Annotated in this window: 24 protein-coding genes; 2 read left to right on the forward strand and 22 right to left on the reverse strand. The window is 49.1% G+C overall.

From position 1 onward, the window contains the following. Positions 1 to 64: 64 nt before the first annotated feature. Positions 65 to 1,291: a replication initiation factor domain-containing protein gene (locus tag EKM97_RS01185; protein ID WP_125570445.1), complete on the reverse strand. Its 1,227-nt coding sequence runs from the start codon at positions 1,289 to 1,291 to the stop codon at positions 65 to 67. Between the two features lie 213 nt (positions 1,292 to 1,504). Continuing rightward, the gene (locus tag EKM97_RS01190) at positions 1,505 to 1,705 is read right to left on the reverse strand and encodes a DUF3173 family protein (RefSeq protein ID WP_060417025.1); all 201 of its coding nucleotides are present in this window, start codon (positions 1,703 to 1,705) and stop codon (positions 1,505 to 1,507) included. Between the two features lie 192 nt (positions 1,706 to 1,897). On the opposite strand from EKM97_RS01190, the gene EKM97_RS01195 reads away from it, so the two are divergent. Continuing rightward, the gene (locus EKM97_RS01195; RefSeq protein WP_085693953.1) at positions 1,898 to 2,419 is read left to right on the forward strand and encodes a helix-turn-helix domain-containing protein; all 522 of its coding nucleotides are present in this window, start codon (positions 1,898 to 1,900) and stop codon (positions 2,417 to 2,419) included. Positions 2,420 to 2,526: 107 nt separating this feature from the next. Further along, positions 2,527 to 3,285 carry a hypothetical protein gene (locus tag EKM97_RS01200; protein WP_125570446.1) on the forward strand — a complete coding sequence of 253 codons (759 nt, stop codon included), beginning with the start codon at positions 2,527 to 2,529 and terminating at the stop codon, positions 3,283 to 3,285. A 467-nt stretch (positions 3,286 to 3,752) separates the two neighbouring features. Here EKM97_RS01200 and EKM97_RS01205 read toward each other — a convergent pair whose 3' ends face one another. The 20 genes from EKM97_RS01205 to EKM97_RS01300 form a co-directional block, all read right to left on the reverse strand. After that, positions 3,753 to 3,938 carry a hypothetical protein gene (locus tag EKM97_RS01205; protein ID WP_125570447.1) on the reverse strand — a complete coding sequence of 62 codons (186 nt, stop codon included), beginning with the start codon at positions 3,936 to 3,938 and terminating at the stop codon, positions 3,753 to 3,755. A 384-nt stretch (positions 3,939 to 4,322) separates the two neighbouring features. Beyond that, a complete protein-coding gene (locus EKM97_RS01210; protein ID WP_125570448.1) occupies positions 4,323 to 5,225 on the reverse strand; it encodes a hypothetical protein in 903 nt (300 codons plus the stop codon). A gap of 149 nt (positions 5,226 to 5,374) precedes the next feature. After that, positions 5,375 to 6,313, reverse strand: a complete 939-nt coding sequence (locus EKM97_RS01215) for a GH25 family lysozyme (RefSeq protein WP_125570449.1) — start codon at positions 6,311 to 6,313, stop codon at positions 5,375 to 5,377. Next, positions 6,313 to 6,666: a phage holin gene (locus EKM97_RS01220; RefSeq protein WP_125570450.1), complete on the reverse strand. Its 354-nt coding sequence runs from the start codon at positions 6,664 to 6,666 to the stop codon at positions 6,313 to 6,315. The genes EKM97_RS01215 and EKM97_RS01220 overlap by 1 nt, the downstream gene beginning before the upstream one ends. 15 nt (positions 6,667 to 6,681) lie before the next feature. Further along, a complete protein-coding gene (locus tag EKM97_RS01225) occupies positions 6,682 to 6,981 on the reverse strand; it encodes a hypothetical protein (protein ID WP_225419181.1) in 300 nt (99 codons plus the stop codon). Positions 6,982 to 7,011: 30 nt separating this feature from the next. Beyond that, positions 7,012 to 7,146, reverse strand: a complete 135-nt coding sequence (locus tag EKM97_RS01230; protein ID WP_125570451.1) for an XkdX family protein — start codon at positions 7,144 to 7,146, stop codon at positions 7,012 to 7,014. Then, positions 7,139 to 7,462, reverse strand: a complete 324-nt coding sequence (locus EKM97_RS01235) for a phage infection protein (protein WP_125570452.1) — start codon at positions 7,460 to 7,462, stop codon at positions 7,139 to 7,141. Before EKM97_RS01235 ends, EKM97_RS01230 begins: the two co-directional genes overlap by 8 nt. A 10-nt stretch (positions 7,463 to 7,472) precedes the next feature. Continuing rightward, positions 7,473 to 10,487 carry a phage tail protein gene (locus EKM97_RS01240; protein ID WP_125570453.1) on the reverse strand — a complete coding sequence of 1,005 codons (3,015 nt, stop codon included), beginning with the start codon at positions 10,485 to 10,487 and terminating at the stop codon, positions 7,473 to 7,475. Further along, positions 10,487 to 11,995 (reverse strand): distal tail protein Dit, encoded by a 1,509-nt coding sequence (locus EKM97_RS01245; protein ID WP_125570454.1) that lies wholly within the window; start codon positions 11,993 to 11,995, stop codon positions 10,487 to 10,489. Before EKM97_RS01245 ends, EKM97_RS01240 begins: the two co-directional genes overlap by 1 nt. Then, positions 11,995 to 16,377 carry a phage tail tape measure protein gene (locus EKM97_RS01250; protein WP_125570455.1) on the reverse strand — a complete coding sequence of 1,461 codons (4,383 nt, stop codon included), beginning with the start codon at positions 16,375 to 16,377 and terminating at the stop codon, positions 11,995 to 11,997. The genes EKM97_RS01245 and EKM97_RS01250 overlap by 1 nt, the downstream gene beginning before the upstream one ends. 118 nt (positions 16,378 to 16,495) lie before the next feature. Continuing rightward, entirely contained in the window at positions 16,496 to 16,903 is a 408-nt protein-coding gene (gene gpG / locus EKM97_RS01255; protein WP_225419182.1) for a phage tail assembly chaperone G, read from the reverse strand. Between the two features lie 68 nt (positions 16,904 to 16,971). After that, positions 16,972 to 17,232 carry an Ig-like domain-containing protein gene (locus EKM97_RS01260; RefSeq protein ID WP_125570457.1) on the reverse strand — a complete coding sequence of 87 codons (261 nt, stop codon included), beginning with the start codon at positions 17,230 to 17,232 and terminating at the stop codon, positions 16,972 to 16,974. A 2-nt stretch (positions 17,233 to 17,234) separates the two neighbouring features. Further along, positions 17,235 to 17,840 (reverse strand): major tail protein, encoded by a 606-nt coding sequence (locus tag EKM97_RS01265; protein ID WP_125570458.1) that lies wholly within the window; start codon positions 17,838 to 17,840, stop codon positions 17,235 to 17,237. A gap of 30 nt (positions 17,841 to 17,870) precedes the next feature. Continuing rightward, the gene (locus tag EKM97_RS01270; protein ID WP_225419183.1) at positions 17,871 to 18,293 is read right to left on the reverse strand and encodes a phage tail protein; all 423 of its coding nucleotides are present in this window, start codon (positions 18,291 to 18,293) and stop codon (positions 17,871 to 17,873) included. Then, entirely contained in the window at positions 18,294 to 18,671 is a 378-nt protein-coding gene (locus tag EKM97_RS01275; RefSeq protein WP_125570459.1) for an HK97-gp10 family putative phage morphogenesis protein, read from the reverse strand. Then, positions 18,668 to 18,991, reverse strand: coding sequence for a phage head completion protein (locus EKM97_RS01280; protein WP_125570460.1), 324 nt, complete (start codon positions 18,989 to 18,991; stop codon positions 18,668 to 18,670). Before EKM97_RS01280 ends, EKM97_RS01275 begins: the two co-directional genes overlap by 4 nt. After that, positions 18,978 to 19,322, reverse strand: a complete 345-nt coding sequence (locus EKM97_RS01285) for a head-tail connector protein (RefSeq protein ID WP_125570461.1) — start codon at positions 19,320 to 19,322, stop codon at positions 18,978 to 18,980. Before EKM97_RS01285 ends, EKM97_RS01280 begins: the two co-directional genes overlap by 14 nt. 169 nt (positions 19,323 to 19,491) lie before the next feature. Beyond that, positions 19,492 to 20,682, reverse strand: a complete 1,191-nt coding sequence (locus EKM97_RS01290; protein ID WP_125570462.1) for a phage major capsid protein — start codon at positions 20,680 to 20,682, stop codon at positions 19,492 to 19,494. 39 nt (positions 20,683 to 20,721) lie between these two features. After that, positions 20,722 to 21,330: an HK97 family phage prohead protease gene (locus EKM97_RS01295; protein WP_125570463.1), complete on the reverse strand. Its 609-nt coding sequence runs from the start codon at positions 21,328 to 21,330 to the stop codon at positions 20,722 to 20,724. Beyond that, positions 21,275 to 22,525, reverse strand: a complete 1,251-nt coding sequence (locus EKM97_RS01300; RefSeq protein ID WP_125570464.1) for a phage portal protein — start codon at positions 22,523 to 22,525, stop codon at positions 21,275 to 21,277. Before EKM97_RS01300 ends, EKM97_RS01295 begins: the two co-directional genes overlap by 56 nt. Positions 22,526 to 22,527 lie beyond the last annotated feature (2 nt).

Consider the following 22,527-nt stretch of genomic DNA (forward strand, 5'->3'; position numbering starts at 1 on the left):
TTGGTCGTTGACCATGATATACTTGGCTTGTCTAGGGCAAAGTATCGGGTGCGTGCAATCACGTTCATTCGTTGCTTTGTTTTTTTTCGTCTTCATGTTGCGCTTGTTCAAATACCTCCTTGAGTAACGTCTTCTGTTGCGGCGATAATTCAGCCTCGTTAATCATATCCGCGATCATGTCAGTCCCATTGAGTGAATCGACTTGCTGAACCATTTTCAGACTGGGCGCGACTTGCTTGGTCAGCCAGTTCAGCACGCTGTCCATCGTGATTGGTTCAGGCCGCATTGCTAGTTTCAAGCGATTACGGTTATCGCCGATAAACGTTTGCCAGTCTGGATCTAGTGGACAATCGGCCAATTTCTTTGAGCCTTGTGGTGTTACGATCCGCAAGTAATGGTTAATGATCCCGAAGACAACCGTTTCGGCGTCTTGGCAGGCCAGCAGTTCCTTCATAGCCTTTTGAGCACGCTGGTCGCGAAGGCGGACTTCAAACCGGTTGAGAATTGGAGAATCTTCTGGGTAGTCGATTTTGTTTTTGAAATATTGTTCGATGTCCTTCTGATAGCCAATCATTTGCACCAAACTTTGTGGTGAACCGAATTGAACGGTTTTCCCGACACGGCCTTTCTTAATGGTTTCGATTGCGCATTTACTCTTGAACAAGCTCACTAGTTCTTCTTTTTCGACTTTTTGAATCAGGTGGGGAATGTCGATAATCCCGACGGTATCATTGATTGCGAAGTCAACCCGTTTGTAGATCCCAGTTAGATCATCGCAGGCCTGAAAAAAGTCGAACCAAGTCAGCCCATCTCGGACAAGCACTGCTTCTAGTTGACGGCAACCAGAGCCGTGCATCTCAATCATTGTTCCCAGATAGGCATTCGGGCCACCTACGCGGGTACTCATGATTGAAATATCGCCACGCTGAATCGTGTAGTCGAACCCATAAAAGGCCTTTTCAGTTAAGGAGAAGAAATCCCTGTTCATTGGAAACAGCTTTTTGAACACATACTCGGCGTCTTGTGTATTGAACCGCACCCGCACGTAATCGACTAAGATAAACATCGAATCACGATTGGTCAGGCCAAGAAGCGCGTGGCCCAGGCGCCGTTGCATTTCTTCGGTTAACGCAGCGCGTCCATTTAACAGCCGGTTGACATAGGAGCGCGTCATACCTAATTGTGCCGCAAGTTGTGCTTGACTAATACCGGCATCAGTTATCCGTTGGCGAAATTCCGCCAACCAGCCGTGTCCAGTATGATCACGGCCATTCATCATTGTCTTATCCATTGCTCACCTCGTGTGCTCTGATTTCGCCGTCTGCGAACAGCGGATTGCCGTGCATAGTGGCGAATCACTTGTGTTTTCTGCCTCGTTTCGGATTGTTCTTGTCATTTTGTGCCCCCCTGTTAGAATACGGGGGCTTGGGCGGCCGGCTAACGCCGACCGCCGCCGCTCGCGCTAGCGGCTTTCGCGCTGCACGCCGCGCGCGGCGGCGTGGTGTTACGTGACCATTGCCAGATCTTCAAATGGATTGAAGCCTAACAGACTGACGATAGCGTGGAGTGGAACTTGACCGCACTTGCGGTTTGCATAGAAGCAGTGACCGTCTGCGACTAAGTTTAGTTTGCATTGATGGATAATCTGTCCGGCTTTGTAACCGGAAAAGCCAAGCTGCATAAGCATCTTCTTGTCGACTAACATGTAATCACCTCTTTTGGTTTGTATTTAACAGGTATGGGTTTATAATCTGCTATGGCTGAATCATATCATCCTTCGAGAGACTTATCAACCTCTTTAGGTAAATTACAAACAGGTTTCGTTTAATTATTTCTTGACACTTTCAATAGGTTTCATTAAGCTTCAAGTAAGGCCACACAAAGGAGAAATCAACCCATGTTTGGAAAAAGCGAAGAAGGTATCGACAAGAAGCTCGCTAGAAATATTAAGCGTATTCGTATGGAACGCGGCATGACGCAAAAAGACCTTGCTGATGCGATGGGCAGCATCGAGCAAAGTGTGTCTAAGTTTGAGCGGGCGATCTCTGCACCGTCCGCTAAAGCGATTATGCAGTTATGTGAGGCGTTGCAAGTGACGCCCAACGACTTGTATCTCAATGATGCGGACTGGCGCAGCTGGCAGTCAGAGAAGCTCGAACACCAAGACCATTCCGTTAACGGTTTGGTCGATCACGTCGAAATGGTTCAGAAGATGTTTGCAGAAGCAGAACTCGCCCGCAAAGCCGGAGATGAGAAGCTGGAGCGTGCTACTCTAGATCAAATCATTCAGATGTACATGTGGACTAACGACCATTTTCGTGAAGTTGCGCACCTACTGGACCGGCGTTACGTGACCGACTACCTCGACAAGATGGAAAAGGAAACTCGTGACGCAATGATGAATGATGCTAATCGTTAGATTCTTGTACGTTTAACTTGTTTATAGTGGGACATCTATTTTGCTCCGTAAGTTCAGCTGGTATAATAGTGACAAATAGAGGCAAAAAAGAAAGTGGGTTGAGACATTTGAAGAAGTTTTTGGGAATTTTGGGTGGGCTCTTGTTAGTGGGCAGTTTGTTTATGCTGACCGGCTGTAGTGAGGAAAAAGCATTATTTTTAGATGTTCCGACATCTATCGAAGCTGACACTAGTGGGAATGTTACGATTAAAGGAAAGACATTGCCTGATACAGACGTAAAGATTGGCCTAGGAATTATTGGGGACAGCACGACATCAGATGAAAAAGGGAATTTTTCACTAAAATACGAGCTGTCATCGGAGGACGAATCTTCGACGATTAAGATTACAGCTAAAAGCGATGACGATAAAAAAACAAAATCAGTTACGGTAAAACCGAACGCTGCTAAAATGTCTAGTCAGAAGGCTGCATCATCTTCTAGTGAAAGTGCAGCGAAAGCATCAGAATCTTCTGCAAGTGCATCATCACAAGCAGATCAGGCGAAAATTGAAGCAGTGGCCAAGAATTATACCACGTCATATCAGGTTAAATTTCAAGACTACACGGTTATTTACTTAATTAACGAAAAAACCAAAACCATTGCGATGACCACTTCCGATGAACCCGAACATGTATCAACAAGTCAGTACACTGGCAACTTCAACGATGGTATTGACTTTAATATGGACGGACTAGCAATGCATGCGCACTATCATTACGTAGATCAACCGGCTGCCTTAATTGTCACCGATGAGTCTGGAAACGAAAATAAGGCAGTACAAATAGATCCAGCAACATCAGTTCAGTACTACCACTTATATAAGTGACTCTGTCAAATTGGTAAAGTATGATATTTCTTTATAACAAAAAGGCCGCCAACCAGTGACGACCAACCAAGTATATTTGCGTGCCAATTCAGTACCACTTCATCCAAATTCAGCCGATTTCAATCGTTCCAATCGCACCAAGAATGCCGTTAAATCAGCAATCCGACGCCATTCAAACCGTCAGAGTACAACTCGAAATCCGTCGAACCGGCTAATACCGGCGCACGAGTTCGAATCTCGTACTCTCCTTTTTTGAGTTAAATGGGGTTCAACAAGAATAGCAGAAACGTTGATTTAACGGCGTTTCTGCTTTTTTTATTCCACCCAGTTCAACGGTTTTCAACGAAGTGTGTGCACACTATGTGCACACTTTTGATAACAGTAAACGCCAGAAAATCACTGCCGGACGGCCGCCTCTCCGGGCTTGCCACAGACCGCAGTGCACACAAAAAGCCGCCCGGAGGCGACTAATATTTCAATTCAGCACGACGCTCATCGAGCAAGCTTTGCAGATCGTCGATGTCTTCAGCAGTCGAATCATTCTTAATGAATGACTTGGCTACCGATCGTTTTTGAATATATCGTTTACGATCTTTGTTGGCATCATCCCATTTTTTGTTAGCACGTCGCCGCGCGTCGGTCAGTTCTGCCATGTCTCCGCCCTCCTATACAAACTGCTGAATCAGAATCGTCAAAAGTATTGCCGCGCACAGCACAATAATAATCCAGTCTCGAACTGCCTTTTTGTCCATAGTTGTTTCCCTCCATGATATACTTGAGGTACACGAACAAGGGGCAGTGCCCCTCGCTCATGTCCATTACTTAATGATTCCGAGTAGCTTCGCAAGGCCTGCAAGCAGTGTTGCTATCTCGAGCCATTCCTTAATGGCATCGCGTCGTTCCTCTTTTGAGGACGGCGCTTTTTTGTGTCGTGGTTTGTCGCTTCTCATTGCATCACCTCCTTGACTACATCTATTGTAGTACACGTTTCAACGTGTATAGTCAAGGATTCCGCACAAAAAAATAAGCCCGAAGGCTTATTCTTTATCATCATTTTCAAAATCAAGTTCTAACTGTCTTGCACCTTTTCTGTGTTCTAAAACTTTTTCAATAAAATACTCGGCGCGTAAACCTGAATCAGTAATCTTCTGCTCAGTTCTGAGTCTTACTTTTAAACTATCAGTCGAGCCGAATTGAACTTCATTTTTCTCGACATTTTTTAGAAAGGGTTCGTCCTCAATCTTAGCGTAAAACTGATTGCTGCCATCTGAGAATTTCCACTTACCATGTTCAAACGCAACACTTACGAGCTGTAAATATAGTTCCGCAACAGTTGGAGTTAAGGATTCGTCCTTTGCTTCCGGAGCGTCGAACATTTGCACCTCGTCAGAGGATATGGACACTTCTTCTACCTTGGTAGAAGAAAAACTAACTCCATCAATTCCAGGCTGTTTCAAAGGCTTAACCACATTCTCAATTGATTTGCGAACTTCAATGTTTCTGTATGCACGTAATTGTGATGCGGGTATTGTAATCGTGGTATCGTCATCAATTTTAATTGTGACATTTCCATCGGAAGAATCATCAACTTTTTTGATCTTATGGTTATGAAGAGCAATGACTAAACCGATTGCCCCTTTAAATATTTCAATATACGTTATTAGGTTTATAAGGGCAGATGAACCCTTCCCACTTAATAAATCAACGGCCCCCTGAAAAATATCCTGTCCGTTCGCCAATATGATGTTGACAATAAAAGAGCCTTTGCTTGTGGCCTGAATATCCGCAGATATCGCAGGTTCATCAGGATTTTCCATTTCTTGAATTGCTTGAAAAGTTTCAGAAAGCGCCAAGAGGGCAGGGGCTAAATCCCTAATGGGCATTCTCCCTTCATCGAGAGCAGAACCAGTGTAATGTACAGTAAAGTCCAACTTTGCCATACCGCATCTCTCCAATTTATCGTATTTGGGTTAAATCCAGAATGCGCTACGTGATAGCCAATGTCAATAAAAAAAGCCCTCCCCGCGACTGCGAGGAAGGCAATTATCAGAACCTAGCAATTGACCATCTACTATACTACTTTGGCACGCTACTTGAATGTCGCGTACGGGTCCACATTACGTCCAGCACCATTGGCTCGACCGACGGCTAGATACCCGTAGCCACCAGACCGTGGCTGGCGCACCCAGATATAGCCGCCGCTAGCGCACTTGGCGTCATAGGTGACAACCGACCCCGCTGGCAGGGTCGCTATGATGCTAGACTTCGTAGTCGCACCCCACCGCAAGTTGATGGCTGACTTGAGTGTCGCCTTACCAAACTCAGCCGTCCATGTGACGCCCAGCGCGTCCTTCCACGTCTTGTCCTTGACGGCCGGCTTAGACTTAACTGCGGGCTTGGTGGGTGCATGCTTAGACGCCACCACCTTGCCAGACACGGCCGCGTACTTCCCCCACGCCTTCGCGTCACCGTAAAACACGTCGAAGTCCAGTGGTGCACCCCAGCCAGCCAAGCGGCCAGACGACGTATACTGAAACATTGCCATTGTCTTCCAGTGCTTGAGCGAACCATGCAAATTCCGCGGCGTGTAGCCGTTGACGGCGTTGTAGTTGTTGTACTGCGCAATCCACACGCCGTAGCCCGCCTTGACGACTGAAGACCAGTCATAAGTGTTCTCGACGGCGAGACTCATGTAGATTAGCGGCCGGACCCCGGTCTTGGCATAGACGTAGTCCAACCACGACTTAGCCCAGGTGACAGACGGACGCGCTGGCTCGTAGTCTAAGACCAGCACAGCCTTGCCAATATATTGCTTGATCTTACTGATGAAGTGGTCAGCTTCGCCTTGGACAGAGCCGTTGCTAGCAAAGTGATAGAAGCCCTTGAGCGAAGGCGCGGTCTTGACTTGCGCGGCCATCGCCGGGTTGGTGTAGGTTCTGGATTCAGTTGCTTTGATGATACGAAAATCGCCCGCTACCTTGCCAATGCCAGCTTGGTAGTTGGCGACATCAATGCCATTTAACGTCATTATTTTTCCTCCTCAGTGGTTGTTGGCTGGTCATCTGTTTTGTCATCTTTTAGTTCGTCAAGTTGTTCCTGCAAGGCTGCTAGCTGAGCCGCCTTTGTAGTGATCAGCGGAGGGTATTCTAGTGCCTTTTCGCTGTCCCCAATCCCTTGGGTGGTTGGGTCAACTGCTACCCCTAAGATAGTCAGTACTGCAAACACCGCGTTGATTACACCAGTGAGCTGTTGACCTAAATTGGCGAAGTCCCAATTGTAGCCAAAGGCCGCCGCCACCGCTTGGCCGACCAATAAAATAGCTGGCACTAAGGCCAGCCAGAATTTGACACTCAATACTCGTACTTTCCAGTTAATCTTCATGTTAATTGCTCCCTTTCAATTTTTAATTCTTAACTGCAAAACTTTGTTATACAAGGCTTCACCTGTCCCGTTTCCTCCTAGCGCTTTATAGCTTCGGAACAGATAATTAAGATCGTCCAAGTCATCCGTGCTGATATAACCAGCTTCGATATGGTGGTTGCACAGCATATAAACCTCATGATGAAGCAATCCGACAAGTCCCGCATCAATCGCCTTTCCGTGCTTTCGATGCGTCTGCCACTGGCTAAAAAACCAACCAAACAAAGCCCAACCGCCCAACTTTACAAAAATGTCTAACCAACTATTAAAATCCACATCTTCATACTTCCTTCCACAAAAATACCGCTAGGCATTTGCCCCAGCGGCGTAGTCTTTACCGGTAATCTGTTTAAACTCGTCAGGCGTGATCATTAACGGCACATAAGGCATTAAATCAATTCCCCACTCATACAGTTGTTTGCACATATCGTAATTACTCACTAGTATCTCCCTTCTCAATCGCCATCATTCTTAGCATCAGCGAGGCAATCATCTTCTGTTCAGCTGTGGGGGTCACCTTATTAGCTTCGGCTTCGAGTTCTGCCTGCTTATCAGGGTTTATTACTAACTTGCCGTTAACCCACTTGGTTGCACCTAGCACAATGGTTGCTAAGTCAGGGGCGGCTACTTCAACTGCACCGGTCGTATCAAACGGTGCTTGCCATTGCTCGCCATCGTAAAACTCCTGTTGCCAGCCTATAATGTATCCATCAGCATCAAAGCCAAAAAGCACTCGAACCTTATCTTTTTCTGCCATATCCATCCTCCTAAAATGCCGTAACTTTTGTCAGAACAAAGCCTTTTGAGTAATCCAACGAACCATTACGGTCATTACCTTTAATCTGTGTAGTAGTTGGATAAACATATTTTACAACTGCGTTTTGATCGTAGTTTACAAAGCCGAGCGGGAACCCTGCACCTGAGTGGGCTATGACGTCATTTTTATAAAGTGGAGTATTGACAATGCCTGTCCCTGTCACTGCGCCGTTTCTATATTCTTGCCATGTCAGCAGCCATCCGGTTAAGCATTTGTTAATTGAAACATTGGGTGTGATGGTTTGTTTACTATTCATAGAGTTAACCCCTGTCCACAAGACAGACCCACAGCGTTGCATCATTAGCAATTGATCCGCAGCAATCGTACCCGCCTCCCAATATGGGTCAGAACTGGCAGAATCTTTGTACAGACCGCCTAAGTAAAGTTGCCCCTCTTTTAGCAAAACCTCATCTACCTTAGTGCCACCATAATATGAAGCTGAGCCAATGTCCACGGGGGTAACCTGAGTAGTTGTATACAGAGAGTTATCACTATCTCTATACGTAGTCGTAGCCAAGGCCCCATTTTCGAGTGTCGAAGTCCCATGTACTGTGAATGCTGCCCCGTCTGGCCGAACCTTTTCAAAGGTACTGTTGAACGTGGACCCATTAAACGTGACACCATTGAAGCTGAGCCCGTTGAACGTTGCGGCATTGATTGCCGAAGCAGAGATCTGTTGCTCGACCCATGCTGATCCAGTGGATTTGTAAAATTTGATTGCAATATTATTAGTGTCTACGAGCCAAAACTGAGAGTTAGCTGGGGCTACTACCGATGGCAGCGTCAGTCCACTATCATAGCTAGTAATATCATTACCTTTAGGTCCTTGAGGCCCCGTATCCCCTTTAGGACCGGTAGCACCTTGAGGACCAGTAGCACCAGTTGGGCCTACGAACTTATTCCAAGTATAGTTGGTATAATTTGTGGAATCGGCCTCGGTATAATCAGTGTAGACACCAATATAAGTAGCAGTAGCAAAACTGTTTACACTGAAATCAGTCTTGCCGTCTGCACTTGTGGCATATGCGTAGTGGATATATGGTGTTTTGCCATCTGCACCAGCTTTACCGGCAACACCAATAGCCCCATCCTTACCGGCTGGGCCTTGTGGGCCGACAAACTTAGCCCAGGTGTACTTGCTTGGGTCTGTGGGGTCGTCCGCGGTAAAGTCGGAGCACGTGCCCAGATAGGTAGCGCCATCCGCTGAAGTCGTGCTGAATCCTGTCTTGCCATCAGCACTCTGCGACCATGCGGTATGCGAATAAGGGGTACGACCATCTGCGCCCGCAGGCCCGGCAGAGTTATCTGCTTGCCGCTGCTCAACCAGATAGTTACCCATAGTAGCCACTCGGGTACCGGCCACGCGTGAGGTCTCAATCTGCAGCACCCGACTACTAAGGTACGTGCCTTCTTCATCGTCCACGATGTGTACTGTGTCGCCCAGCCGCACCGCGTCAGGCAGTAGCGCGATGTCGGTCTCGTAGTTAACCGCCGGCTCGTTATGCGCCTTGAGGTCTGCGAGCGCTAGATCTAGCGTCTTAGACTGCACATCGTTGTAGAGTGCCACCTTCCCAGCGTTGAGGTCGGCAATGGCCTTCTTGTCCTTGTCGATAGTCGCGTTGTAGCCCTTAATCTTGGCGTTGTAATCAGCAATCTTCTTCTTGTAGCCTTTAATCGCTGCATTGGCAGCCTTAATGTAAGCCTGCTGCTTAGCTATATACTTGCTCTGTTTTGCCGCATACTTGTCCTGATTTGCCGCCAGCCGTTGCTGAGTAGCAATCTGGTTCGCCAGCGATTTTACATGGCTTGCTGTCCCACCCTTAGCAAGTTCAGCCTGCAAGGACTTGACTTTCGCCAGATAGGCGGCCTTCTTGGCCGGATATGTGGACTTCTGCTTCTTCTCATACGCTGCGATGCGTGTGTTGCACTCAGCAATGTAATTCTGTTTCTTCGCAATGTAACCGTTCTGCGATTTGATATATGCGTCGGTCGCGGTAATCTTTTTCTTCTGGGACGCAATGTCCTTGTTCTTAGCTTCGACTTTATCCGGGTACTGCTTGTACTTCGGATTATCGTCTGAAGCCGTGTCCAGTCCGGTTGTATACTTCTTAACCCGCTGGAGGTGGTGCGTGGACGGGTCGGGGTTATCCTCTGACAGAATCCGACTCCACTTCTGCACGGCCACGGTGTCCCGGAGAATGCCGTCAGACCCCAGGACGTAGCGGCCATCATCGCTCTGCCAAGTCATACCCTTAAGCGTGATTGGATTGCCGTCTGCGTCATTAACGTCGGACTTAGCCTTGACCGAAGTAAACAGGTCATAGATGTCAGTGGTAGTCGTCACGTTATTAACATTGATGTCCCTGACAAGCTCAATGTTCGTCTGTGCACCGTGGGCGGATAGAATGTCGATGTACTTGTGCACCGTGTGGTCGGTGTCAACGGTAAAGGCAAAGTCCAGCTCGGCACCAAACTGCGATGCCACAGATAGCACTCTGGCGAGCGCCGTCTCGTCGTCGTTATCGAACTTGAGCTGCATCTCCTTTTCAGGAATCTGGTTATCGCGGATTTCCCAGCCCGAATCCCATGTGAACTTATCTACATAGTAATCAATCGGGTACGTATCATCGGCCTCGTATGTGTCAACCGTCTCATCAATCAAGTCAGCTCCTGCAGTATCAGCAACAATCGTGGACGTGTAGTTCAGCGGGTCGCGCACGGACTGCACAATCTCCATGATGACTGGCTTCTTATCCTCGTCCACGTACATCACTAGGTTACCGATTTCCGTAGCATGTGCCGCGTCATTTACCAGCCCGGGGCCATACTTCAGGGTGAGTGTTAGCGTGCGTGAGCCTTCAACGGTGGCAACTTCCTTGTCTTCACTGATAATTAGCCCGCCTGTGGTATCAGTCGGTACCGTCGCAATCAGGCGGCGCATTCTATCTGTAAAAGTAAAATCCATTATAGATACGCCTCCTCAAGCGTTATTTCAACCTCGGGCGGTTCGGCCCACGATGACGGAGTAACGGTAATCTCACCATACGGGTCAACGACTTTCAGTGCGTTCCAATTATTGCCGACCGTGTACAGCCCAGACTCCACGCCGTTTAGATAAGTCTTGCGGTGTGCGGGGTCAACGATGAATTCATCGCCTTCATTGAAGAAGTTTGGTTCGTTCTGTATCCAGGTGACGTTCGTCCAGGTGAACTTCGTGTCCGTCCAGTACATCTCAACCGGCATAGTATCACCGTAAGCCATCATCCACTGGGTGATGCCATCAATCGGCACATCAGCCAAGCCATCGACATTCAGCGGGTAATTGTACGTGTAACCCGCCTTATATGACGTATCGCTAATCAGCTCCGTAATCTGCGCGAATTTGTACAGCACGCTGTCGCCTTGCCGCGTGATTGACGCCTCAAAGAACGTGCCTGACTTAACCGGCAGCGTGTGCGTGTCGATGATTGTCCTCCCTTGCCAGCACTCCATAATCTTCGTCTTTCCAAAATTGCTGGAGTCGCGAATTACGATTGAGAATGCTGGTAGGCCGCCACTTTCGAGCGTGAACTCCTCACGGCCCATACCGTCACCGGCCTGAAACTCCGCCCGGGCCTTGTAGCTGAAGTCCGATGAATCTGGGTCTTCGGTCGGTTCGGGTACATCGAAGTGCACCGCTGGCCCATGCCAGTTAGGTATATCCCTACCAGCGGCCGCCGTGCCATCGTCAAACGCGCTGGTAGCCGTCTGCTTATATGGCCCCTGGCCATACTGCAACGTACCCACCATGTGATTGGTGTACTCGTCGCCGTCTTTAAACAACCGCTGCGGATAGGCCGTCACACAGTTAGCGTTCATCGCATAGCCTTCAGCAGTCGGTTCGCTCACGTAGTCGATATTGACTACCTTGCTGGCCTTGCTCTGCTCCGTCGTATCCACCTGCTCGGGGTCACCAAACTCCACATACCCTTGCGGGGTCGCAATCCGCACGTAGCCGTTTTCCGACTTCATCGTGACCTTGTAAATCGGCCACGCGGGCGCAGTGCCTACGTTCGGCAGCTTGAGCGGAGAGACGCCCGAAACTACTGTCGGCGTGGTAGCGTGGGCGAGACCATCGGGAACGATGAAATCGATCGTACCTGAACCAAGATAATAAGCCCGTTCCAAACTGATTGAACCATCGACTTTAGCCATCCAGTATTCGTTTGGTGCATCAGAAAATACCAATTTTGCGGGTTCGGTTGTGTACAGTAGCGGTGCCATACGCTTTTCAAACTCGCGCTGTGAGATTGTTGACACATCATAATCCACAGTAATTACGCGTGGCTTAAACCGTCCGTATTGAAATCGTCCACCATTGGAGCGTCCAACTGTGACCATCGCATTTTCTATTTCGGGGAGAATTTCGCGTTTCGGATTGAACTGTAAAAACCGGTCACCAATTTGATTACCATTAAAATACATGATCGTCATTAGTTAATCACCCCTCTATTACGGTTATACATGCGACTTGTGCGTGCTTGCTCTTCGCTAACACCTTTTGCCGCCCACCTTCCGACCTCGCGGCCGTTATCTAGTTGAACAGTTCCCTCTATTGAAGGAGTGTAGTCCAGCAGTTCTGCGACCAACGCATTGAGTGTCTTTAGTGCTTTTGATATACCGCTGTCGGTAGATGCAGGCTGCACGTTAATAGATTGTACTGTTTGACTGTGAAGGTTCTGCAATGTGCTGGTGGCACCGGTGAAGTCCGTTGTTCCATTAGCAAACCGTGGAATACCGTACTTACGAGCGGTGGCAGTTGCAGTCTCAATACGCGTGTGGCGTGGCAGCGCTAGAACGGCATTACGTTCGCGTAGGATAAACTTTTCACCGGACGGAAGTGTGATGGCTTCGCGAAAAATACTACCGGTGGCATCGTTAACCATAGCAAGGGATTGCTGAAGGTCAGTTGTACCGTTCTTGAACCCGAATATCTTTTTGACGGCATTAGCGCCTTTAGCAATGAAATTTACAACCTTGTTGATTGTCTGATTGCCGCCCATGCGTTTCCACGAAGCATGTGCTCTACCGAGTGGCACACTGGCGTTATCCTGACCTTTAGCGGTCTTAGTAGAACCGGTTGAAGACATTCTCCAATTATCGGCGCTACTTTTGGCTTTCTTGAGACTAGGACTAGCATAATCAGCGCCACGAGCAATCTTAGTACCGCCCACGGATGTACCAGCGAACGTCTTCGTGCTCTTGGTGGCCGCATTAATAACCTTTGACGTGTTGTCCTTACCTTTAGCCACTTTCGTTGAACCAGGGCTTGTCTTCTTGTACTTCTCAACAGCTTTTGTCCCTAATCCAAAGTTGTTCTGTGCGTTCTTGGTATCAGCATTCGCAACCTTCTTTTTTGGCTTATTTAGGTTATACTTGTCGATTAAAATTCCAGCCTTAATCAGCTTTTCCCGAATGTCCTTGTCATTCAGCATTGCCTTCTTGGTCGAATCAGGAAGCTTGTCATATGCTTTGTACTTGATGGCCAAATCGGCGATCTGTGGAAGACCCTTGGCATTCACGACCGCATTCTTTGCAGAATCTGGAAGACTGTCCCAAGTGCCCATCTTATCCAGTGCGCTAATCAATGGAACTGTGGCCTTATCCTTTACAATCGCGTTCTTTTCCCTCAGTGACAGGTTCTGCCAGTCGCCACTTTTAATAAGTGCATTAACCAAGGCAGTGTAATCACCGTGGACAATTGCCTGTTGCTGTTTGAGCGAGAAACTGTCCCAATTAGCGAAATCAGTCATAATCTGTGCTAACTGGTCGCGGCCTTGTGTCTTGATAATGGCAGTCTTATCCCAAGTTGGCATTGACTTCCACCGGTCGGAAGCTGCTAATGCGTCTATGATCGTTTGCTTGGCGTTGCTACTAATCTTTGCGTATTTAAGTTCAAAGATTAACTGCTTCCAGCCTTCTTTGGTACTTGCGGTGTCCGCTAAAACTTCTTTGAGGTTCGTTTTCACCTTCCCCGTTTTCGGGTCAAGTACCAGTGCGTTCCACGCATTACCAGCTTTCTGTACGTTCTTAGTCATGCCGTCAGAGACAGCGGCCGCAAACTGCTTACTACTATTAACGCCCTTGTTCATCGCGGTGGTGTAGGTCGTCATTGCCTTGGACGCTTGCGTGGCGGTGATGCCAAAGTCAGTCTGCAATTGTTCTTGAACTTCATGGTTAGACAAGCCTTGCGCCTTCATCGCCTGAATTGCGCCCTGATAAATCGTGTTCAGTTTTGACTGGTGGTCTTTTTCCAGACCCTCCAGCGTGGCGTTCTTTTCGGCGGTGGTCAGTTGCGTGTCTTTCTTAATCTTCTGCTGTGCTTTGTTGTTCTGAATCGCTTCATCGTTCCAAGCCAGAATTGAATCCTGCAACTGTTTGTCGGCTTGTTCTTTAGTCATCTTGGTTTTTTCGCCGAGAATGGCCTTCAGAACGTTGTTCTGTTCGGAGCCTGATAGCTTCAACGTTTTAACCGCTTTTTCTGCATTGTCTTTGCGGAGATTATCCAGAATTTGAATCTGGTCAGCAGTCAGCGATTCGCCAGTCTTATTAGCAGAGCGCGTGATGGCTTCAGCCTGTTTAGCGCTCGCTTTCATCTGGGCAATACGTTTATCATCGGCGGCCTTTTCCTTGGCGGCGGCTTTCAGCAATTCATCACCAGCGGAGCCGCCGAGTGACTTCGCCAGTTTTTTAGCGGCTTTATCGGATTCAGTGGCGGCTTTCTGTGCCGCCTTAGTCATCGAATTAAAACCTTCTGCAATCTGCTTTGCGTTAGTCTTGGTGGACTGATTGGTGTTGTCGAGTGCACCCGAGATTTCGCCGGAAGCCTTCTTCATCGCACCAGCAGACTTGTCAGCAGAAGCACCAATATCGCTACCCCACTCTTTAGTGCGGTTGGCTGATTCAACAGCGCCCTCGCCCCAGAGTTTCCACACGGCGTAACCCGTACCGGCGACAGCGGCCACACCTAAAATGGCGGGTGCAATCGGTGCGAGCGCAGCTAGTAATCCCGTACCAGCACCGGCAGTTGTACTCAATCCAGCGGCGGCAGTTTCGGCGGCAGGCGCAATCTTTAACGCTTCAAACGCTGTCTTGCTGAACGCCGTCTTAACCAGTGTCATGCCCGTTGCACCCATTTTTGAAGCAGTGGAAGCACGACCCAAACCGGCAGTAACAGCACCAATAGCTGAACCGGTGCCATGCATCACGTTGAACACGGAACCTAGCGTTCTTGCGACTGGCCCAACTGCGGCGGCAAATAGTCCCCACTTAATGATTGACTGTTGCGTGTGGCTGTCCATTTCGGAGAATGACTTAATCACCTGTGTTGCTTTGTCAATTAGCGGAGTCAATGTCGGCAGTAATTTCTGACCAATCGTAATGCCTAAAACGTTGATTGATTCTTTGAACTTCGCAACCTTGGCAGCTTGCGTGTTATTCATGGATTCAGCAATCTTCGCGGTTGTCCCACTAGCGTTCTTCGCGTCAGAAGTCATCTTGCGGAGTGCGTCACCACCTTCGCTAATCAGCACATTCATACCAGCTTGCGCGTTGGTACCGAACGCCGTAGCAATAGCGGCAGATTTCTGTTCTTTCGTCCAACCGGCGGTGTTCTTCTTGATCTTGTCCAGCATATCCGGCAAGGTCAGCGTGCCCTTCTTGAAGTCAGCCACGTTAATACCCAATTCCTTGAACCCTTGCGCGTTCTGTTTGGACGGCTTCATCAATCGGGTTAATGCACCACGCAACGCGGTACCAGCAACCGAACCTTCAATCCCTTGGTTAGACATGAGACCGATTGCGGCCGCTGTTTGTTCCAATGAGATACCAGCGGAATTAGCCACTGGCCCAACATAAGTCATGGCTTCGCCCATGTCTTGGAAACCGGCGGCGGTTTTGTTTGCGACCAGCGTCAGGCTGTCGGTTACGCGTTGCGTGTTCTTGAGCATCCCGGCGGTAGAATTAGACTTCAACCCGAACTGTTCGAGTACGGAGGTTGACACGTGCATAACATCGTTGAAGTCATCGCCAGAAGCCTTGGTTGCGTCCAGAATTGACGGCATAGCGCCCATGGTCTGTTCGGCCGAATAACCGCGCTTAACCATCTCGGACATACCATCGTTGATTGATTTTGTGGACGTGCCGTACTGAACCGCCCACTTCTTGGAGGATTCGGCCATCTTGTCGAGTTGCGCACGGTACTTCGCAGTAACCGTGCCACCGTTGGTCAGTAGCGGGCCAATACTGCTAATTTGACTGTTAAAATCAATCGCTGACTTAGCGGCGGCAGTAAAACCAACGGCCAGTGGTGCTGTAACGGCCATTGTTAATTTAGAACCAAAGCTAGTCAGTGCGCCGCCAATCTTACCAGTGACTTTCGAGAACGCCATCGCCTTCTGCGAAACCTTCGTCCACGATGAAGATTGGAGCAGAATTTCTTTATTCAGTGCGGCCATGCGGTTCTTGTTGTTCGCAATTTGTGCGGCAGTCTTATTAACCTGTGCGGCCGCATTAGCTTCACGGGTAGTCAGCTTCTCCATGTCGTCTCCGCCCTTAGCAACGGCGGCGGAACGTTCTTCGAGTGTCTTCTTCTCGCTAGCAAGTTGTGCTTCGAGTTCCTTTGATTGCCTACTAAGTGTTCCGTAGACGGTCTTCATGCCGTTTACGGACTTTTCGGAACCCTTGAACGCGATGTCCTGCGCTTTTAGTTCAGCAGTCGTTGCTTTGATCGTGGAGGACAACGTGCGCGCAGATGCGCGGAATGGGTCAATGTTCAGTGAGACAGTGGCGGCCAAATGACCTAAACTTCCTGCCATAATTTACCTCCTTTCTACATAAATAAGAATGGGAACGCCTTGTCGATAGTCGTTTCCTTTTCTTCGTAAATATCATTCAAGGTCTTCAAATCACGGAACGTCATCTTGTCGATGTCGGCTAGTTTGTAACCGTCTGCAAGTCTGGCTTTGTAGAAGTCGTAGATGTTGTTGAGCGCTTCTTGGACGTCCGTGTCCGTGATTTTTTTGCTGGTTCTTCCGGTTCCTCGCCGTCATCTAGTGCATCTGCAATAGCTTTATTAATTGAATCAAGGGATTTCAAACTCTTAGTAGCACCAGCAATTACGTCAACGCGGCTGAATTGACCGTTCCAGAAGTTAACCGCAAAGTTGGCAAGGTTGGCTTCGTTTGCGTCAAAGTCGGCATTCGTTGGGCCGTCTTCACGGGCATACATGCGTAATTGTTGTTGCTGAACCTTTAGCGCAGCAGTGGTGTCACCCAGTCCGGGTTCACCGTTGCGCACAAACTTATTCACCTGACCGTTAATGTTCAAACTGATTTCGTACATGATTCCTCCTAACTGCCGCCCGCATGGTTCGCGTACTGTGCATTTCTAGGCGACAAAACAAAATACTACTAAGCTCCGGTAGCTGCGGTTACTGTGATTGTGGACGTACCGGTCTTCGCACCATCAGTGGTGGTATATGTTGCCTTAGCTGTACCAGCAGTGACACCGGTTACGGTGCCGTCATCAGCGATGGTTGCCTTGGTGGCGTCATCTACTGACCACTTACCAGACTTATCGGTAGCGCTATCTGGCGCAACGGCTACTGTGAGCTTCGCTGTCTTACCAGTTTCAACGGAGACGGTGGCCGGGGCTACTGTAACCCCAGTCACCGCTACGCTTTTGGGATTTCAGTAATCGTTGCGTCGGCAGCTTCGGCAGGGAATACCCACTTGTGGAACTGTTCGAAGTTAAATCCTTCGTTGTCTTCTCGACCAATCAGCACAACGTTCCCGTTGTCAGAATCGCCACGTGGAATGAAGGAACCTTCAATGGAGTCAGCCGTTGGATCAGGCGTGCCATCAACCGTCTTGGTGTCAACGGAAGGCAGCTTGAACATCCCCTTGAGCATCCCAACCCATACGTAGCCGCCGCCGGACAGTTTTGTGCGGAACAAGGTTGCCACGTAGTTTGGCGTGAGGTTCTTTGGGTAGACTTCCACACCATTTACCACCTTGATGTTGTATAAGTCCTGCTTCATCTGACTGTTAACATCGTAGTTTTCGATAGTTTCAGTGGCTTCGGTGATACCACCAGAAAGAATCAGGTATGGGCCATCATCAGCGGCCAAAGTCTTAGTTTCGGTTGTGATATCCATCTTTACAGAACTAAGGCCAGGAACCTTAATTGTCGTCTTTACGAGTTCATCGTCGCCAACAATCCCGTATTCAAATCCAGAAGCACCAAATTTGGCTTGCTTCTTTGGAGTTGCTCCAGTCATAATTTTTCCTCCTAATTAAAAAAGAGACCCCTAAACGGGAATCCCTTGTGATTGAAAATATGCAGTTACCATGCGCAGTTGTGGGGTATCGTGGTCAGCATCTGAACGATGATAGACCCGCTCCCAGCCTGCGCCATGCATCGCCTTGCGAATCAGTGTGTCAATTTCTGACGTCTGCTGTAAAAGCTCGTTCTTACACCAGAAGTCAATCTGTACGCGTGGATATTCAAGGAAGCGGTCATCGTCCGCATCCGTAGTCTCATCCCCGGGCAAATCGGTAATTCTAATCCACGGAGAGAGTGCGACAATATCTGCATCGGTCGTATTGTCAAAATCTGGCGTACCAATGTAAATACCACCTAGCGGGTCGGCGGTTCCGCGCACATCTTCGAGTTTTTGCGTTAATTGTTCGCTACCAAAAAGCGCATCATAAACCAAATTTAATGCGAGCATCTAACCCCCCACCTTCAAATGCGACAAAAACGTCTCTAATACCTTGCCGCGCGTGCGTTCTTGGACTTCTTCCACGAAGTGCTGTGGTGATTGCTTGCTAGTACCGTTGTTTGGGAAGTGCACACGGTAACCGGTGTCTTTCCCATAGCCAACGTCAGATTCAAGAATCCCGCCACGGTCAAGCACACCCGTTGCTCGAATGTCGTCACGCATGTGGGTGGGGTCATCGGTTTCACCCGACCAGACAGGCGTGTCAGTCTTCAAAGCATCGGCGAATGTCTCTGCACCATCACGAATTGCTGCGCGGGCGTTACGTTGAACGCCGTTGTCCAGTGCCTGAATCTTCGCCAGCAAATCACCATCACCAGTAACAGTCATGACCCCACCTTCTTCGCGGTAATAGTCGTAATGTCGCGGCGTTGATAATCTGGATCTAGGCCAGTGATTTCATATTCACTGCCGCGCCACTTAATTCGCCACGTTGGTTCGATGTCCTCATCGGTTAAAAACCGCACGATGAACGTGGGTTTTTCGGTGCGAATGCCCAAGTCATTGCTGGCCTCGCGCAAAGGTGTTTTGGGAACTTCCGCCCAGACCGTCATATGCTTAGTTTCGGTGTTGCTGGTTGGCACGCCGTTCACAATGCCTCGACCGTACGAGACGAATGTAATGCGTTCGCGCATGTTAGTCGTTCGCATCGTCAGACACCTCCGTTCGGAGCTGATTAACGATTGCTGAAACTGGGTCTAGCAGCGGATAGCGCATAACGTCTGCACCTTCGCCCCGATAGTCATACTCTTCTTTGACCTGCTTCATAACGGCTGTAAAAAATCGGTCACGTGTTTCAGGTTTTGCGAGCAGTGATTCAGGGGCAGTACCAGTCTGCACGGCGCTGGCAATCTGTGTTGAAACGCTGGAGATTAGCGCCTCCAGCATGTCATCTTCCACAGTTTGGTCAATCTTGCAGTACATTTTCAGCACCGCAAATTGCGCATCGGTCAGGCCAGTGTGTGTTACTTCGTCAGCCATTTGTACCACCTCTATTCAGCAGGAACGAGTGCTAGCAAGTCAGCCTTCACAGTTTTGCCAGTGAAGTCAATGCTGTGTGCTGTCAGCCACGCTTTGATTTCGTCAACCGTATTACTGGTGGTTGGCTTAGTGTCACCGCTTGGGTCAAAAGCCGCCGGAGTAGCCGGCTCTACGCTTTTGGGCCTGCAGCAGGTGCGGTGTAAGTCAGGAAGAACCCAGCCTTAGTGTCGGCAGTAGCTACGCCAAACCGCATGCCCGCGCGCAGGTACTTGCCGTAGATGTCGTTATCAACCCACTGAATGTCCAGGTCTGCACGGTCTGCAAAGATAATCGCACGTGGCAAGTCGCCTAGGAAGGCGTGCGCTTCACCAGCGGCACCAAGCACGGTGTCACCGACAACGACTACGCTCATGCCCAGAACGGTCTTACCGGATGGGCTAATGATGGAGTCTTGAAGCAGGTAACGGCCATTGCTATCCTTCACTGTGTCAAGGAAGTTGTAGAAGGATTGAGACGCGATGATTGCACGGTTGTATGCAGGGTCGAGCTCTACGTTGTTGATTTCCTTGAGATCGTCAATGGAGGAAACAGTCTTAGCGGTGAACTTCTTCAATTCACCCGCAATCGCGGTGTTAGCAGTGTTTCGCTTGAGCTGTTGACCGTTTTCGTTAACAATGCCCACAAGGTCGGCTTCGGAATCGTCAATGTCTTCTTGAGAGATAGGAATAGCGCCACGGTACGTTGCAACCTTCCATTCAACCTTGTCAAATTCAGGTTTAGCAAGGGTTGGGTTCTTTTCGAGTTCTTCCACAGTGTGAAGAACGCCGGTAACGTTCTTGAGCGTTGGGTAAACGCCCTGTGCCCGCTTGGCGGAGATTACGTGGGTGAACGGCTTGAGGTCAACGACTGTCTGCAATTCACGCTGTGGAACGTAAGACTGGTCAACTGGAATCAGGGACTGGTTGTCCGCGGACTTAACACCGGTGGTGGTAGGGTCGGCAGAGGCTTCACCGTCACGGAGCATGTATGCTGGAATATTCATTTCCTTGCCCAGTTCCTTGCTACGGATGAACGCGTTGATTTCCTTGCGGCGTTCGTCTGTGGTTGGCTTGTGGGCAACAGTCTTAGCGGGTTTCTGCTTGCCTTCGAGTGCGCCTTCATAAAGGCTGCGCTTTTCTTCCAAGTCCTTGATTTCGGCGGATTCCTTGTCAAACGCTGCGCGTGCTTCCTTAGCCTTTGCAGTGGCGTCTTCAGTGTCCTGTTCGAGCAGAGAACGAACTTCTGCCTTGTGAGCTTCCGCAGAAGCCCGCTTTTCGTCAAGCTGCTTCTTAATGGCAGCTAGTTTTTCGTCTAAAGTCATAATTGACCTCCTGTTTTTGGGTATAAAAATAGGCCCCGACTAGTCGAGACCTTGCAACAAAATCATTTTTTGACGTTCAATCTGCCACTTTGGCGGCAAATCGAGCGCTTTTACTGCGTCCAGTGACCGTGCACCGATTTTTACTTCGGTATCGGGGTAAGCTGGCGTGGTTACTGGAGAAACATCGTAAATATGGTCGATGGAGCGAATCAAACGGCTATATGGCGCTTCTGCGTCTCCATCACGTGTCCACTTTTCGGCATCGGTGTTGTCCGGAATGGTGAATGCAAAACTAGACTGTGAAATGATGCCTGCACGCACATTTTCAACCAAATCGCGGCCTAGTTGGGTGTTTGGTGGTGTTAACTTGTACCGCAATCCCGTTTCGTCCACAGAAAGCTCAAGGTTTACGCCGTTACGTCCGAGAACTTGCGACTGATCGTGGTTAAAAAGTGCTACGGCATTACGCATGTCGGTGTTGTCGAGCGCGTGTGGATCAATCTGTTCGCGGAACGTGTATTCGCCAAATCCCATCGGACTAGATGCACGATTGAACTTTAACGCGTAGCCTTCAATCACCATCGGCTGGTCGTCAGTTGCTTCCCGAATTTCCATTGGCGTTGTGGTTGTTCGAATTTCCTTTGTCATTTTTATCACCTCCCTTCGATGCGAGGTAAACACTGCGCTGGTCTAAGAAGATTGTGTTCAAGTCAGTTTCCAGTTTATTCATATCTGGCAAGCCGGTGGCCTTCATGCCCAAACGCTTGCGACTTTCATCACCGACAATAACGCCGTTCTTTTTGAGCTTAACTACGTCATCGACAGACATCCCAGCAACGGCACTAGTGTCAAAACTGATTGAGTAGTCATGGCGTTGCTGGTCATCAAGTAGCTTCATCTCGAATTCAGTCGTAATCGGCATAAAGTAAAACGGCAAATCGTTCTGTACGTAGTCGTCAGACAACTGCTTGACGGACTGGTTCGGGCTGTTCTGTGCCAACCGGAACGCCGGAACGCGCAAAGCCTTAGCAATCTGCGCTGTGGAGTAGTTGTTACTGGTAATCAGGTTTAGTACGTTGGTGTCAACTTCAAGCGGTGTGTAGTCCATAGTGTCATCGACCACAATCGGCGCACCAGCGGAGGCACCAGCCTGTGCTTTCTCAAAGTCTTGCCGCATTTTACGGCGAGCATCAGCACCGAGCTTACCCTTTGCCTTCAGGATTGACCCTTTCAGGCCGTCAGAGAAAAACTTTTGCAGCGTGGATACACCGGAATCTTGCAAGCCAATTTCTTGTCCTAGCGACAGCAGCGGCGACCGACCACGAATCGTGTCGTAGCTGAAAAACTTCCAGTGAATCACGTCTGCGGCTTGGCACACCTTCTGCACGCCTGAATTGTATGGCGTGAATCGGTACACGATGTGTGCGGGGTCGTTGTCATCAATCTGTGTCTGCGATGGTGCGTAAAACTCAAACATCGCTGGTTCACCGCTCAGCGGGTCACGCACAATCCGCGAATACGCGTTACCAGATAGGATTGCGTTCACCGCCATGCTGAACTTCCACTGGTATGCAGTCAGGCGGCTGTTCGCCTTGGTGTTCATCAAGTATTCGACGTTTTCCAGTGAGACAATTTTGTCGTTCTTGCGGTCTTCCACGACTAATGGGAACCGACCAATATCACCCGCGATAATCGAAACAGCCGTCAGCACGTCCGAGTTGCGCAATGCACCAATACCAGTGTAGCCACCGCGTGTGGACGGCAAGATGCCCTCATCGAGCAAACTGCCAGCCCAGTGCGGGTCGGCATTGGTCGCATAATCAATACTGCGAAATAGCTTCATTA

It is taken from the genome of Lacticaseibacillus songhuajiangensis (assembly GCF_003946025.1).
GTDB classification, from domain to species: domain Bacteria; phylum Bacillota; class Bacilli; order Lactobacillales; family Lactobacillaceae; genus Lacticaseibacillus; species Lacticaseibacillus songhuajiangensis.